Origin of the sequence: Shewanella psychrotolerans, from assembly GCF_019457595.1 — a bacterium.
GTDB classification, from domain to species: domain Bacteria; phylum Pseudomonadota; class Gammaproteobacteria; order Enterobacterales; family Shewanellaceae; genus Shewanella; species Shewanella psychrotolerans.
In genome coordinates this window covers 2,124,206-2,138,471 of sequence record NZ_CP080419.1, presented here as the reverse complement: position 1 = coordinate 2,138,471, position 14,266 = coordinate 2,124,206, and the positions used below count along the sequence as shown (strand labels likewise).

General features: G+C 37.7%; 10 protein-coding genes. 4 read left to right on the top strand and 6 right to left on the bottom strand.

Annotated elements, in window-relative coordinates:
* Positions 1–21: 21 nt before the first annotated feature.
* On the bottom strand, positions 22–441 hold the full coding sequence (locus K0I62_RS09470) for a helix-turn-helix domain-containing protein (protein WP_220071182.1): 420 nt from the start codon (positions 439–441) through the stop codon (positions 22–24).
* 1,419 nt (positions 442–1,860) lie between these two features.
* Between K0I62_RS09470 and K0I62_RS09465 the strand changes: the two genes are divergently transcribed.
* The 4 genes from K0I62_RS09465 to K0I62_RS09450 all read left to right on the top strand — a co-directional run bounded on the left by K0I62_RS09465 (position 1,861) and on the right by K0I62_RS09450 (position 7,304).
* Positions 1,861–2,493, top strand: a complete 633-nt coding sequence (locus K0I62_RS09465; protein WP_220071181.1) for a hypothetical protein — start codon at positions 1,861–1,863, stop codon at positions 2,491–2,493.
* 149 nt (positions 2,494–2,642) lie between these two features.
* Positions 2,643–4,622 carry a TnsB C-terminal domain-containing protein gene (locus K0I62_RS09460; RefSeq protein WP_220071180.1) on the top strand — a complete coding sequence of 660 codons (1,980 nt, stop codon included), beginning with the start codon at positions 2,643–2,645 and terminating at the stop codon, positions 4,620–4,622.
* The gene (locus K0I62_RS09455) at positions 4,612–5,625 is read left to right on the top strand and encodes a TniB family NTP-binding protein (RefSeq protein ID WP_220071179.1); all 1,014 of its coding nucleotides are present in this window, start codon (positions 4,612–4,614) and stop codon (positions 5,623–5,625) included. The genes K0I62_RS09460 and K0I62_RS09455 overlap by 11 nt, the downstream gene beginning before the upstream one ends.
* A gap of 2 nt (positions 5,626–5,627) precedes the next feature.
* Positions 5,628–7,304 (top strand): TniQ family protein, encoded by a 1,677-nt coding sequence (locus K0I62_RS09450; RefSeq protein ID WP_220071178.1) that lies wholly within the window; start codon positions 5,628–5,630, stop codon positions 7,302–7,304.
* Positions 7,305–8,068: 764 nt separating this feature from the next.
* Here K0I62_RS09450 and K0I62_RS09445 read toward each other — a convergent pair.
* From K0I62_RS09445 to K0I62_RS09425, 5 genes are all read right to left on the bottom strand, one after another.
* Positions 8,069–8,530 (bottom strand): HEPN domain-containing protein, encoded by a 462-nt coding sequence (locus K0I62_RS09445; RefSeq protein ID WP_350354800.1) that lies wholly within the window; start codon positions 8,528–8,530, stop codon positions 8,069–8,071.
* Between the two features lie 220 nt (positions 8,531–8,750).
* Complete coding sequence (locus K0I62_RS09440; protein ID WP_220071177.1) at positions 8,751–12,146, bottom strand: AAA domain-containing protein; 3,396 nt, start codon at positions 12,144–12,146, stop codon at positions 8,751–8,753.
* Between the two features lie 3 nt (positions 12,147–12,149).
* Complete coding sequence (locus K0I62_RS09435) at positions 12,150–12,611, bottom strand: hypothetical protein (protein WP_220071176.1); 462 nt, start codon at positions 12,609–12,611, stop codon at positions 12,150–12,152.
* A gap of 15 nt (positions 12,612–12,626) precedes the next feature.
* Positions 12,627–13,157, bottom strand: coding sequence for a hypothetical protein (locus K0I62_RS09430; protein ID WP_220071175.1), 531 nt, complete (start codon positions 13,155–13,157; stop codon positions 12,627–12,629).
* Positions 13,154–14,242 (bottom strand): hypothetical protein, encoded by a 1,089-nt coding sequence (locus K0I62_RS09425; protein ID WP_220071174.1) that lies wholly within the window; start codon positions 14,240–14,242, stop codon positions 13,154–13,156. The genes K0I62_RS09430 and K0I62_RS09425 overlap by 4 nt, the downstream gene beginning before the upstream one ends.
* Between the last annotated feature and the right edge of the window lie 24 nt (positions 14,243–14,266).

Below are 14,266 nucleotides of genomic sequence, written 5' to 3'. Positions count from 1 at the left end.
AGCCCCGTCTGGGGCTTTTAATTACTTGCTAGAATGAAACCGCTTCACAAAGTCGGGTTCTCTGTCTCTCCAAGGTTTAAAGTTTCGCGGCTTATTAATAAGCTTTTCTGCTGTTGGTACGCGCTCTAATGTTTCGCACATTATATCAAGTTCCCAAGAGTGGATCACAAAGCCGCTTGATGTCACCAGCGAACCATCAAAGATAAAAAAGCCGTTCCAATGGTTGTTGCATGGTAAAAAACCGCTAGCAGCTATATCTAGAAGCCTTAGCGCTGTTTTATTGGTCGGCTTTCCCTCGTTGATCCATCTATAAGCAGTCGCTTTAGTGACGCCAAAATAGTCACAAATTCGGCGAGGATCATCATTAAATAAGATCTTAAACTTAGCGCTATGAGGGTATGAGTACAGATAATTGTGAGCGTTCCTGAAATTAAACAGCATTATAATTTCACCTTCTTTATAATATTTTAAAATAACAAATGCAGATTTGCCACTTTGAGGTTATAACGGTTGTCATCAGAAAAACTTGATGTAATGGGGTTAATTTTGGTTAGGTGTGTTGAACATTGCAAAAGTGTGACTAATGATTTTAAATGCGCGTTGTGATTGGGGTTTTTGTTATGAATTCGTAAGTCACTGAAAGTCAAGGGTATAAAGATACACAATTTAACATAATATACATTGTGCGCGGTTATGTGTGTGAGGATATGGAGGTGCCGATAATGTCTGATCAACTGAATTCAGATTCAGGTTTCGAACTTTTTTCAGGCTGACTTGTTATTGAGATATTCTTCTGATACTTATCGAGTTTTCCTAAATTTTTAATGCTTAAATTCAATTGCTATATACAAATAAACGCATTTTTTGAAACTTGCGCATGCTGGTTTGAGAAGGATTTCAGAAACCGTGCGCTGTGTGAATGAAATGAAACTTTGCGGCCCCAACTACAGTTTTATTCACACAGCGTGATGTATCTGTATCAATCACACTTCATCTTCATTGCAAGTTTTCATCTTCAAATTTGATATTTTGCTGTATTGATGGCATCAGCCGTTCAATCTGTTCTGATGTGTCATCAATTTGCCAATTAAGTCGTTTGCCCTGGTTTACACGGTATTACTTACTCGCATCAACCCTCAAAGCAAAATGAAACGTCAGCTCAGCTGTAATTAGCACCATTTATTGCCAGTTAATGTAGTCCAAAAAGTTCATTTTAGTGTTAACAACTGTGCAAGCGTGTGACAGCGCAGCTTTAATGGCCTTTTCAAACCAAACTAGCGATATACTTAAGAGTCGCACAAATGAAATGATTTCTAGGTGTATCTACAGATAGTTCCTTCCGAAATGAGCAACGCAACTTCCCGTTATTCAACAAATGCAGTGAGTAGGTTTAAAGAAGGTTAATACGCCCCCTAACCTTTTTTAGCTCGCGTTGTTAAGTACTTATAGCCGTAGTTAAACTTCGTTTTAGTCAGGCTTAAACTTGAGTGCACAAGACTGTGCGATACCTTGTTTCGCCAAAACAATCCATCAAATAATGAAATTCAGACGTATACAGCATAAGGTGACTTTCACGCACCAGAGTGTGTTAAAGCTCAAACAAATGGATCTTTTTTAATATTTTTTTCGGCAATTTTTTGCGTTAATTATCAATATACTAACTCGAAAAATGTCAAAAAATGACTTTCATTTTTGACTTCTCATTGATTTCACTCTGCTTTTCATTTTTGCCATTTTTTACATACTATTTCGATATGTGTTTTACTGTCAAGTCATTGAATTTGTACAATATTGTACGATTTGCACTGCAAAAATAAGTCAGCTATTTTCAATTTTAAGTTTATTAACAGAGAAATTGATTTGAGCGAAATTAGACGAGTCGGAAGAGTCAAACATAAGCACAGTAGAAAGAAGTATACGAACTATTTTTACAGCTACAAATCAGCGCGACATCTCTGGTGCGAAGGTCGTTCCGAAATCGACACAGCACTAATATTAGAGTTTGACGATGCAATTCTGAGTTATTCAGATCAAAATTTAACTTTTGAACTCGAAGATCCAAATGGAAAGCTTTTTACTTACACACCGGATTTCGTGGCTTTTGACTTAACTGTTTTTGACTGGGTTGTTATTGAAGCCAAAACCCAGTTTTATCAAATGACTGAAGAAGATATTGCACTGCTACGATGGTGCTTTAAAACTCAACATGGAAAAACGTTCCGGCATATCGTGCCGGAAAACGAATGTACAGAGTTACGCTTAAAAAATTACCGTACCTTGTACAAATACTTGAAGCTCTGCCCTACGCAAGTACTGCCAATTGTCACTGCCAAAATTCTATGCGGTGATGCTCTTACTTTTGAAGACTTTCGACTCGCTTTATCACAAAGAAATATCGATGACGCTTTTGCTTTCTCATACCTAGCGCATCGCTTAGCAGTTTTTGATTTTGATTTGCCTCTTAATGATCTAACCATTGTGGAGTTTATATAATGACGTCTAAATTCGAATATCAGCTAGTACACTTGGACAGCATATACATAATTGGATACCCGGAAGGGGTGTATTTTCTGTTAAAGATTGACCGTTTCACCAGAAAAATTATTTCCATTCAGCAAATCAAGTGATTAGAGACCAGTTCAATGGCTGAATATCTTCCGTTCAACGTCGGAACTTCTATCTCGTACAAGAGCACGGTTGGTCAAATAAAATTCACAGATCATCGAAATAATATGGTCGGTGTGCACGAAATACACAATGATAAGCTGACCCAATATAAGCTCTCTGAATTACTTGAAGCATACAAGCTCAGAGCACTATCGATTGTCACTGACATTCCGCCGCAATCAAAGGGCGTGCAGCTGACGAGTGCAGAGTTAAAACGCATTAAAAAGATAGACGCATTTTGCCAACAGGCTAGATTGCACGAAACTCCACAAAGCATCCCCATGTTAGAAAAGATGATCCCAGTTGTCGCGGAGCATCATGGCTATGCCGGTAAAGATATACCGAAAGCGAAAACCATACAGGGGTGGTACAGAGATTGGGCATTACATAATTTTGATACAGTGCAATTAGTCATTTCAAAAAGAGCGGGAAAAAATAAACCTCGATTAGCTGATGATATTGAAGACATCATCAAAAATTGCATCGATAACATCTATTTAAAAGAAAAAAACTCTCAAAAAGCGACTATTAAATGCGTTCGAATAAAAATGCTAGATGTCGGATATACAGACAGCGATATCCCTGATGCAAATACTATCCGTGCACGCATAAAACAATTAGACCCCGCCAAGGTAAAGAGAATTCGTGAAGGTGAAATTGCGTACCAAGAGTTCATCCGAATAACCAAATCTCATCACCCTGATTACGCTTTATTAGAACGAGTCGAATGTGACGTCATGCACGTTAATATAGGGATTTTAGATAATGAGGGGTACTACATCGGTAGTCTTTCCATTGCATTTTGTCTCGATGTTGGCACTCGCGCAATCGTGGGTTATTCGTTGATGGTGTCGGATAAGAAAAAAGAAACGGCGTCTTTTGTTCTCGAAGCACTGCTTCACTCGGTGATTAAGAAAAACGATCCCGATTATCCATTCGGCGGCATTGCACATTTGTACGCACAAGATAACGGCCCAGGTTACAGGGATTCTGGTAACAAAAAGTTTATTGAGAAAGTTCTTAACGCGTTTATGCAGATGCTACCCAGTCGTAAAGGATGGGGTAAGCCGTTTGTTGAAGCCGCCGTAAAAAGTATACGACAACATGTCGGCGACGAAGTCCAAGCTGTCCTAGGCAAATACAAGCCTGGTACATTTTCTGAAGACACTTTAAGAAGTACGGCTAAGTACACCATCGAGCAGATTGAAGAAAAGATTTATGATGCTTTGTGTTACACGTACCACGACACCCCCATGGAAGCGCTGAAATATCAGACTCCACGCCAGGTATGGGCTGAACTAGCAGATAAAACGCCACCCATTTATCTAGAGCAATTACCCAATCCTCAAGAATTGCGGCCAGTGTTAATTGAAAATAAAGCGGCAAACTCGGTTAAAGGGGTTCAAGTTCTATATCAAACGTTTCAAAGCGACGATTTGCAAAAATTAGTATTCGAAATCAATGGTAATCGCTCTTTAAAGAGTATCAGGGTTTGCGTTGAAGTTAATTATTACGATGCACGTGCAATCAATGTTATTAACCCAAAAACGGGCGAAAGAATCGAAGTACCCAATACAGCACAACTATCAGAGCGCGTATCCTTCTATCAATTAAATGCGTTTCGTAACGGTATAAGGAAGCGTATTGAGAATCAAGCCACTATTGCATCTGAAAAACGCATTAAACAACGTGCTGCAAATGTACGTAGAGGGCCCAAGACAAACTTTGTACCCAAAGGGGCTCCGAAAGACATATGGGATGACTTATCAAAATCAGGGCTAAGCCCCCATGAATTTATGTCTGAGCACGACATTGAATCAGAGAAAGTAGCAAAGAAAATCGCTGATAGCAAACAGGAAAAGCCTGCTAGTATCGAGCTTAAAAAGGAAAATGCTTCACGATTTGAGTCAGATAATAAACAATCGAAGAAGTCGGGAGGATTTGATGCCATTTAAGCGGCCAAAATTATCGGAAAAAACGCAGAGATTTTCCAACCTGACTTTGAAATTACCCACTTTTTTGAGGGTTCAAAAAGCGCTTAGTCGGCTTCATAAATATGCAGGCGTTCAACCGCGTATTCTTCTTATCACATCCCCTTCGCATTGCGGCAAGACGACAGCACTCAAGCACTATATGAATACCGTTAATGAGTCGGCATCAGAAGAGAATAATCACGAATTTACTTATGCTCCGATTATTTACGTGCAAGCATTTGGTAAATCGGGATTAAACGGGCTCTTAGTGTCTATTCTCAAAGAGCTGGGCGTTCGTAATGCAAAAGAGACAAACAGAGCATCAGATTTATTGAGCTCTGTTGTCGAGAAACTCAAAGCATACAAAATCGACATTGTCATTATCGATGAAGTTCAACACATTGTGCCAGTGTCTGGCCAAACAAAAACGCAAGGTATTGCAGACGTTATCAAGACTATTACGAATGAAACAAACACTTGCGTTGCACTTAGTGGACTACCAGATGCCAAGAAAATATTGAGGCCTTCGGCAGAGGAGTATCGAAAGCAAAACAACTATCAGCACGTTGATGACTCTCAACAGATGCAGTTGACGAACAGAGCGCTAAAGTCTGTTCACTTAAAACCCTTTTTCTACGATATTGATCCGGATTCAGACTGGATGAATATCGTCATCGGTTATGAAAAGGTACTTCAATCTTTGGAAGTGCCGCTAATTGACTTTGAAAAGCAAGATTTGCCGCTGAGACTTTGGCTCGCCACCGGTGGGATCATCGGACGACTAAAATATCTTTTTCAAGAAGCTATCGAAGAGTTTGAATCTGGTGACCATAATCGCTCAAAACTAGATTTAAAGATTCTTGCAGAAGCTTATGAAATCACGGCTGAGTACACGGAAGTTGATGATACGCCGGATTTTAATCCATTCACCGCTACTGATAAGCAATTAGCCCTTCAGCTTTCAATTGCTCAATACGGAGAGTGAACATGACTAAAGCACTTCTTCGTACACACCCTACTCCCAAACCCGATGAAGACCTAAATGCTTACGCGCTTAGATTAGCAGTATTAAACTGTTGGCCGAGTGCTTCCGCGATGTTTAAAGAAATGGGCTATCATGAGTTAGTCAGGAAAAAATATCTAACGGACGAAAGTAAAAAGCCATTGTCTGCATTAAATGGTCATTCAATTGAATTACTTAATCGTTGGGAAAACACCAATAAATTTTCTGATGTGATTTATGACCAAAGCCGGGTATACCGAATCATCTATTCAACAACTCCTGTTATATGCCCAGATTGCGTTAGAAGTGATGGCTACATTAAAAGTGATTGGCAGGTTATTGGGTTAGGCTATTGTGAACAACACCTATGTGATTTGGTTAGCCATTGCCCGAATTGTAGCAAAGCACTTCGTTGGGCCGAACCAACGCTAAGTGGCATATGTTCACACTGCTCTAGTATATTGCGTAGGCCAAATAGCAATTTTGCGCTAACTGTTAACGAACAATTGGAAACACTAGAATTTGCTAACAAAACGAGTGCAATAAAGGATATGTTCTTAGCGTCTCAAAGAGTTATTCGCCCTTTTGATTCTTTCTTTGAACTGATGAAAACCCCTTATGAACTAGATAACTGGCCAGCTATTTTGCTAGATTCATTAAGGCTTCTAAATGATAGCGCATGTGCCTTGTCCTGGCACAAAAAGTTAATATTACAGCGTGCCTGCTTAAAACCGATTGGCGAACTTGCTGTTGGACTACCATATGTATCGCTATTATCAAAATTAGAAAACAATTGGCCAATAACGAACGTAGCATTTGAATCATGTACGCCGCATGCAGCCCATAAGATAACGGAATCCCCTGCTTTTACGTCAATTAAAAAGGCTAGACAACCATATTCAAACGAAGAGCTCAAGTATCACGCCGATACAGAGCAAATGTCTGAAGTACTTGGTTTAGAAGATCATGATGCTTTCTATAAGCTAGTGGATAAAAACTTAATACCGCCGCTTAAACAATTGAGGATTTTACGAGACTCAATATTTGATCTTAAGCAGATCACGAAAACGCTAGAAGCATTATCGAGTAACAATGGTGATTGGTTGGACTATGACCAATATTGGTATCTGCTTGAGCATTTTGGTGTTCGAACAACAGACTGGCTCCAGCTTTTAATGAATAACAAAGTTACTTTTAGACTATCTATTGAACAACATACGTTAATGGAATCTATTCAGGTAGATAGAACAAGTTTACAAGCAACGCTGGTTCGTTCACTCAAAATGATGAAACAAGCAAAATTATCATCTGTACGGACTAAGCATATCTTAGGTCTTAATCAAACATCACTTGCCTTCCTTGCTAAGAACAACAACCTCAAATTGTTTAGTTATAACAATCAAGCACACATTACCGGGCAGGACTTTATAAACCTTATTCGTAACTTTTTACCGGTATCGTGGTTGAGCAAGTTATTACAACTATCTCCTGAGCTGATTGTTTCTCAACTATTGGCTAACGATGCAGAACTGGTTTCAACGAATCGTTTTGTGCCGTTATCGACAAAAAGCTTAGATGCGTTGGTAGAGATTGTACCACAAGATAGCCTTATTAAATCCCGCCACAACCGTCTAATCTGGCTAAATACAAATATACAGTGAGACGTCAATGTTATTGATACTCTACTCCACCATAAACGTAGGTCAGTTCAATTCAGCTGAAACATAGGTTTATTTATGATTGTAAAGGTAGGTAAAAACGGAGCAATCGCTTCTTTACCTTTTTAATGTGTGTAAAAGCATTTTGTAGGTGATCGCGAAACCATCGGCGGCGCTCAACTTGACGAAACTCGTTCAAGACCAACCGATAGTCACACGAGCCAAGACGATCACCACAACCACATGGACAAGGTAATTTATTTGCCTCACGCTTTCAAAGCCCGTAGAACTGATGCTTTACCATTAACATTGAACAACTGAGAATAATCATCAATCAGGCCTTTCTCACCATGGTCCAGTTCGCCATAGGGGAAAGTTGTCAAATTCAACCCTATGGGACACCGAATAAAGAAACCTGACAACAATCTTTTCGAAAAAGGTTGTCAATGACGAGTCGGTTTTTAAAATTGACTTAATTTTCAGGTCTGAGCCAAGACAAAATGATCCATCAGAGTAAGTATGGAAGTCTTGATTATGAGGAAAGTAACCAGCTGTATCAGATACCACTGGTAAAGCCATCGGATAATCACTTGAACATACAATGCTTAGAAAAAATTTTCGTTCAATAAACTGTACTAGCTCATACCTGATCTGACAGTTACCCGGTTTTCTGGTGCCTTCGTCAGATTAGATTTGAGCTAAATTCTTTTCAGCCCAAATCCTTTTCCCATCAGTTAATGTTTCCATTGGCGTTCTGTCACAACTCATTACTCAGAAATCAGAGGATAATTTGCATCTCCCCATAGAGTTTCAGTGTTATCCATCATTACATTAATTATGATCGGAACAAGCTTACTTAAAAAAGCAACTCCGTCTCTTATCTGTTCCCGATTTGCCGTACTATTCCAAGCACCACCACCATGCACAATCTGATTTCTAAGTGTGTATAGCCTTTGCAATATTATGCAGATAACAACATCTGTTTTTTTGCTACTTAACGCATTGTTAGCAGCTAGCTTTGCCGAACTAAAGCGATTTTTCCAATCAGTTTCACTTATCTTGCCATTTTGATAATCCCAAAATGGTTGGTACACCAACTTATTATCTAGCAGTACTCTGATCGTAGATGAAAATTGAGACCAAATTAGCTCTGAAAAATCACTATTTTCATCCATCGCAACTAATTTAGAAACAAACTTTGAAAAAGCTTCTGACTCAGTATGTCTCAAAATCTCTGTATCTTGGGCATATGCAGCATTAAAAGCAATCCATAAGAAAATAAACTGGCTATCTTGTTCGTCACATTGCTCTGATTTATTTAACTAACTGAGAGCACGATGTACTCTTAAGGCTAGGTTTTGCGAGAAGCCATCTCTCACTTCTCTTTGTTTATTTTTTAATATTTGATATTGCATAAATTCCCTTATTAAGCTGTATTTAATTTTACCCTTAAGTTTCTAGATATTTTCTTTTTTCACTACGTGCTGGTATGTACTTTTCTTTCTTAGAGCGGTCTATAATTTCCTTGAATAAATTTACCTCTCCTGTTTTGGGCTTCCAGTTTTCTAGAGCTCTTATATTTCCAAAAAACACTAAATTCTCTTTGGCTCTTGAACAAGCAACATTAAGCCTCTTTTTATCAAGCAAAAACTGCATTGAACCATGTGTTCTTACAGTAGAATAACAAACAAGCTCAGCCTCACTTCCCTGAAAGCTATCAACAGTATCGATTTTTATGCTTAAACTCCCTAGCTTAACCTGTTGACTTCCCTTACTTGTTTTTAATAGTTTTCTAATCAAGCGCTTTTGTGCTCCATAAGGAGTAATAACGGCGACATCGATTTGACGAGAGAATGACTCTGATAACTCTTTTAAATAAGAGCAAATAGCCTCAGCTTCTAATTGGTTTTCAAGACTTGTTGAACCTTGTTGCTTTAGTTGTTTCCCCCAAACATCTACCCAAGTTAGACAGTCTCTAGATACAAATCCATGAGTATCTAATGGGGCTTTATTGCCATTAAATAACCTTCTCTCACCGTCTTTTGTATAGAAAAGCTCAGCAACCAGATCACCTATTGGCTTTGACATCCTAAATTGTTCAGTTAACGCCGCAGTACAATCTTCTGCTAACTGTTCGAATAAGCTTTCAAAAAAGCTAGTTTCTAAAAATGTTTCTTCTAGAAACTTCATTTCCTCTTTTGCGCTATCTTCTCGAAGGACAGGAGCAATACTGGGAGGAAGTTGGTGATGATCTCCGATTAATATTGCCTTACGTGCCCTTAACAATGGAATCAACAGTTCAGGTACTGTAGCTCTTCCAGCCTCATCAACAATAGCTACATCAAATGTAATGTGATCAATACCAGAATGTCTTGCAGCTAAACCGACACAAGTTGCACCTATTAAGTTTTTATTAGCGAGCATCGATGTAAAAAACTCATCTGATACTTTACTATCTGTCGCAGAGTCTTTCATTTGCATCAGTAACGCTCTCCACTCATGCATGGCATCTAGCTTAGCAGTATTATCTTCTTTAGCTTCAATAGCATTAAAAAGGGAAAATCTAGTAGTAGTATCTGACAAACATTTATCAATGAAATTTTTAAAAATTAAATCAAAATGATCTTTAGCCATTTCATCATCAATTTTGTCTGGATTTCCAACCCTGACTATATTTACACATGAGTTTACTAGCTCTGGGTAAACTTTTTTAAATTTAGTGATAGCATTATCTACAGCTGTATTTTGTTGTGATACTACTAAAATTTTTTGGTTAGGATTTTTTTGAAGTAGCTGAAATAACATTTCAACAATAGTCGTTGTTTTTCCTGTCCCTGGCGGCCCCTGAATCATGGCAATATGTTTAGCCGCCAATGCGACCTTAACAGCATGTTTTTGACTTTCAGTGAGTTTGCCACTCCAATGTATATCGCTTTCTAGCCAGTATTGTTGATGTTCTGCATTGTAAGAAGAGGGAGCTAAGAAAATATCTTTTAAATGAGGTTCTACGAGCCTATCCTCAAATAGTGCATCTAAAGCCATTTGTTGCCTATGAAGTGGTGCATTTGGCAACTGAACCATTAATTGAAATTTATGTAGTTCAGTAAAGTCTAACTTCTTAAAGTTGTTCAGAGGGGCTTCGATTTCAATATTACCGTTATCAAGCTGATATCTTATTCTGTGTGTTTGCTTGTGCTGGACGGCTGGTATGTATTTACCATTTTCTGCGTCCCAAATTAATAAACGGCAACTTCGATTAAATTGTAAAAAACCAGAGGTTTCTATTTCCCTCATGAATTGATATGCAGATTTCTCATTTATACGAGACTGTTTGATACATTCGTTACCAATGCTGAGTAAATAATATGAACCTTTGATTTGGACTGGAGATATCTCAAACTCGATGCATCGAATACTTTCTTGCTGCTTTTGGTATTCAACCACTTTTTCCCAGCGTCGAAAAAACTCTACTTGTTTAACTCTCTCTCTTGAAGTAGTCGAGTTAATAAAAGCTTGACTAGCAAATGATAGAAGTTCTTCTAGTCCATAAACCCAGCCAAAAAGCTCGCTTACCGAAAGGTCGGATGAAAGTACAATAAACTCGAAAGGTAAATCTATACCTACTTGCGGTAATTCATGAACTAAAATTTTTCTGATGACTAAACCATCATTATTTTCAGATAACTCGCACCGAGCTTCAACCTCACCTTTACCTAGAGTAATGAGGTTAGTATTTGCATCAAAATCTAATAGTGACCAATGAGTGGATTCACAATAAAAAGAACTATCTGAAGGAATTTTCCTCAATACATGTGCATCAGCTTCTATGAATAACTCAAATTCATCATATCCCATTGTAGATGGAGATTTCTCAGTAACAGAAGGTAATGGTTTCCTGCTTTTTGATTCAAAGCTTCTTAGAGGGTTTGAATCTAAAGTTGCAGAATAACTATCGAAATATACATCTATAGACTGCCCTGGAATACAACGTATTTCTGGCTGAAGGAGTGATTGCTGCGGGAGAGCAGCTCTAACTAAGCCATCATTGAAAGTACATATATAATCTTTAGAGCCACCGCGATAACGCTCTACAGTCATACTTAAAGGTTCTGATAGCCTAATATGATCATGAAAAACGATTCCACGAGCAACACACCCAAAAAATTGATTATGATGATTTTTGACTATGAGTATTGGAAATTCAGAGCCATAACTCAAAGCTAAAGCTTTCTGTTGTTCAGGCTGTTCACCAAACCCTAAAAACTTCAAAATATGACGGCTATTATCTAAGGGCTTGTCGATATCTTCTAACTCAACAACTAATAGTTTACCAGGGTATAGCCACTCCAAAGGTAGTAACGCATCAGCAATGGGTCTTTCTAGCAACCAATCATAGCTACCTTTATCCCATAGCTGATTAACTTTTGTTTTTTCAAACTCTAAATATTTTGCATATTCTGAAATTCGGATTTGAGCATCTTCGATTCGAGCAAACTCTTTTTGAAGGGCTGACTTCCTATAAGGGCTTGTAGTATCAGCCTTAATTTCTGTAACAATAGCGTTATATAACTCTTGGTAAGCTTGAGTTATAGGCAAAACTTTCTCAAAATGTTTGTCGATTTCTCTAAGTAATAATGTTTTGTATTCTCTAGCTTGAGCCTGCCTTTGCTCTCTATAATTTTCATCTTGAGCAGATCGCTTAGCGTTATAACGATTATAAATATTATCGCGGTCTCGATAGGCTCTGTTCTGTCGCTCTATTTCTTCGTTTGTTTTTTCATTATAATAATAAGCTACAGCACTTCCAGCAACAACTACACCAAGCCCTAAAGCAATTTGCCACATAAATTAAGAACCTGACTTAACAGCATAAATTAATTCTGAAAGTTGTTCTGAGGATATTTTCCCACTTTCAACTTGCTCTAATATTCTCATTATTTGTTCATGAGAGTTGGCTTCCTTACTCGTTTCAGAGTAATAATTTAATTCGTTATCCTTACCTCTCTGGTCTATTTCTTTCCTTTTAGTTTCCTCTTCTAAAGCAACTTTTTTAACCTCAGCTTCACTTTTCCTAATTTCAGCTTGAGCAGAAGCTATAACCTGCCCAGTTTTTAAGTATTCTTTAGCTAAATCTAAGCCATTATTAGCTAATTCAATTACACCATTTCCCAGTTGTGTAATTTGGTCGCCGTCTAGTTTGCCAAGCATTTCTCCAACGTCAATTTGTGGGGATTTACTTGCTGGCTTTTGTGGAGAGCTGGATTTTTTCCTTGGAATATACTGGCCTTTAACTGGTTGTGGCTTCCTCATAACTTATTTCCTTACTTATTCAACATTATTTGTAATAAACATTAGAGATGTTAGCAATAAGTGATCTAATGCTTGTTGAGCTTGCTGTAACTGCTTGAAGCTGACTCCTTCTTCTCGTTCTTCTTTGAGCTTTTTTTGTATAATCTTGATTATTTGAAGATGTTTTTTTACTTGAGTAAGTAAATTGGCTCTTTGATCATGACTCAATTGAATTCTTCTACTTAATTCATCTAAGCGAGCCTGACCTTCTTTTAAACTGGTTTCTTGTTTTATCTTTAGTATTTTTAATTGAGCATCTAACTGTGATTTTATTTTTCTATTTTCTGCGAGTATTTGCTTAGTTTTCTGGCATTCTTTTGCATATTTTAAATAGCTATTAACTGCCTCAAAAGCCGATAGTGCAGCATCAACATAAAGTGCTGCTGGATTAATTTTTTTAGCAGCACCTTTAACTCCGTGAGCTAGTACCATCATCCCATATTTACGTACTCTGCTATCATTAAATAAGTGCTCAACCAATGAAGGGTGCTTTTCAACTGCTCTCATCCTTCCACCCTTATAATTTCAGAATCTAAAATGTAACTAGTAACTTCGTCGTATGAAAATTCGTGGCGTTGCCATAACTTATCAAAAGAGTTTGAACGGGAATAAAGTTGGGCATTTTCATCAATATAAGAGATTGAGTGCTCCAATAAACATAAAGCACTTTTTTGTTCGTCAAAATCCCCGTCACTATACAGCCGTTTTTCTTCATCAGGTGAAGATTCAAAACTCATGGAGTTATAAATTTTTTGGTCATTATCAGAATAAATAAAACTCAACGGTTCTATGTTTTCAAGCTCGCCCCAATTAATACCTAAAGGTAATGAAAACTCAATATTCAACCTCAGGAGTTCGGTATATAGGCATAGTTTTTTGTCATTACTTTCAGCTTTGGTTTCATTGAATTCCTTTAACTCTAACTTAATTGGTACACCCATTCTTTTGTCACAAGTTTTAGTTCTAAAAATAACATCCCATTCTTCACCCCAAATACGATTACGATCCGACACGTCAATCACTCGACTAAATTCGGGTAATAGTTTTGGGAGTACTTCAGAGTAATTATTTTGAAACCTCTGGCTTTGTTTAAAGCAATCTTCAATTGGGTTAAAGCGAATATCTCTTGGTAAAGGCACTTCAAAACTGCTGCCTTTAACTTCTTCCAAAATAGAATTATCCTCAGGTACTATAAACCAGTCATGACTATACGAGGTGTAGTTTTGGTCAATATATACTGAAAGCTTATGGCCATGAATGTTCTTTAAAATATAAGCAAGCCTTTTACCTCTTTCTGATAACTCACTCTCATCATCAGTTAGAAAACCTAATGCTTTTAATCTATCTACTACAGGCCTTATTTGTATATCAGATAACCCTGTAACCTCTATAACATTTTCAATTGTTAAATTATGTCTATCCATAACACTTAAAATGAAATGAGATAATTCACCAAGCTCGTTAAGCACTCGATGATTTATCGATACTTCATAAAGCTTTAGTGGTAGCATTACAATCACAACATCTGCTCCATATGCATCATTGTCGAGTTTTATTGCTGGCTCCGATTGCTGTTCGACCTTGCTTTCCATTTCTTTTTCTCTTACTTCTCAATT

Excerpts from the sequence above, each read along its gene's own strand:
- K0I62_RS09470 (WP_220071182.1), bottom strand. The coding sequence starts at position 441 with ATGCTGTTTAATTTCAGGAACGCTCACAATTATCTGTACTCATACCCT.
- K0I62_RS09460 (WP_220071180.1), top strand. The coding sequence starts at position 2,643 with ATGGCTGAATATCTTCCGTTCAACGTCGGAACTTCTATCTCGTACAAG.
- K0I62_RS09455 (WP_220071179.1), top strand. The coding sequence starts at position 4,612 with ATGCCATTTAAGCGGCCAAAATTATCGGAAAAAACGCAGAGATTTTCC.
- K0I62_RS09450 (WP_220071178.1), top strand. The coding sequence starts at position 5,628 with ATGACTAAAGCACTTCTTCGTACACACCCTACTCCCAAACCCGATGAA.
- K0I62_RS09440 (WP_220071177.1), bottom strand. The coding sequence starts at position 12,146 with ATGTGGCAAATTGCTTTAGGGCTTGGTGTAGTTGTTGCTGGAAGTGCT.
- K0I62_RS09435 (WP_220071176.1), bottom strand. The coding sequence starts at position 12,611 with ATGAGGAAGCCACAACCAGTTAAAGGCCAGTATATTCCAAGGAAAAAA.
- K0I62_RS09430 (WP_220071175.1), bottom strand. The coding sequence starts at position 13,157 with ATGAGAGCAGTTGAAAAGCACCCTTCATTGGTTGAGCACTTATTTAAT.
- K0I62_RS09425 (WP_220071174.1), bottom strand. The coding sequence starts at position 14,242 with ATGGAAAGCAAGGTCGAACAGCAATCGGAGCCAGCAATAAAACTCGAC.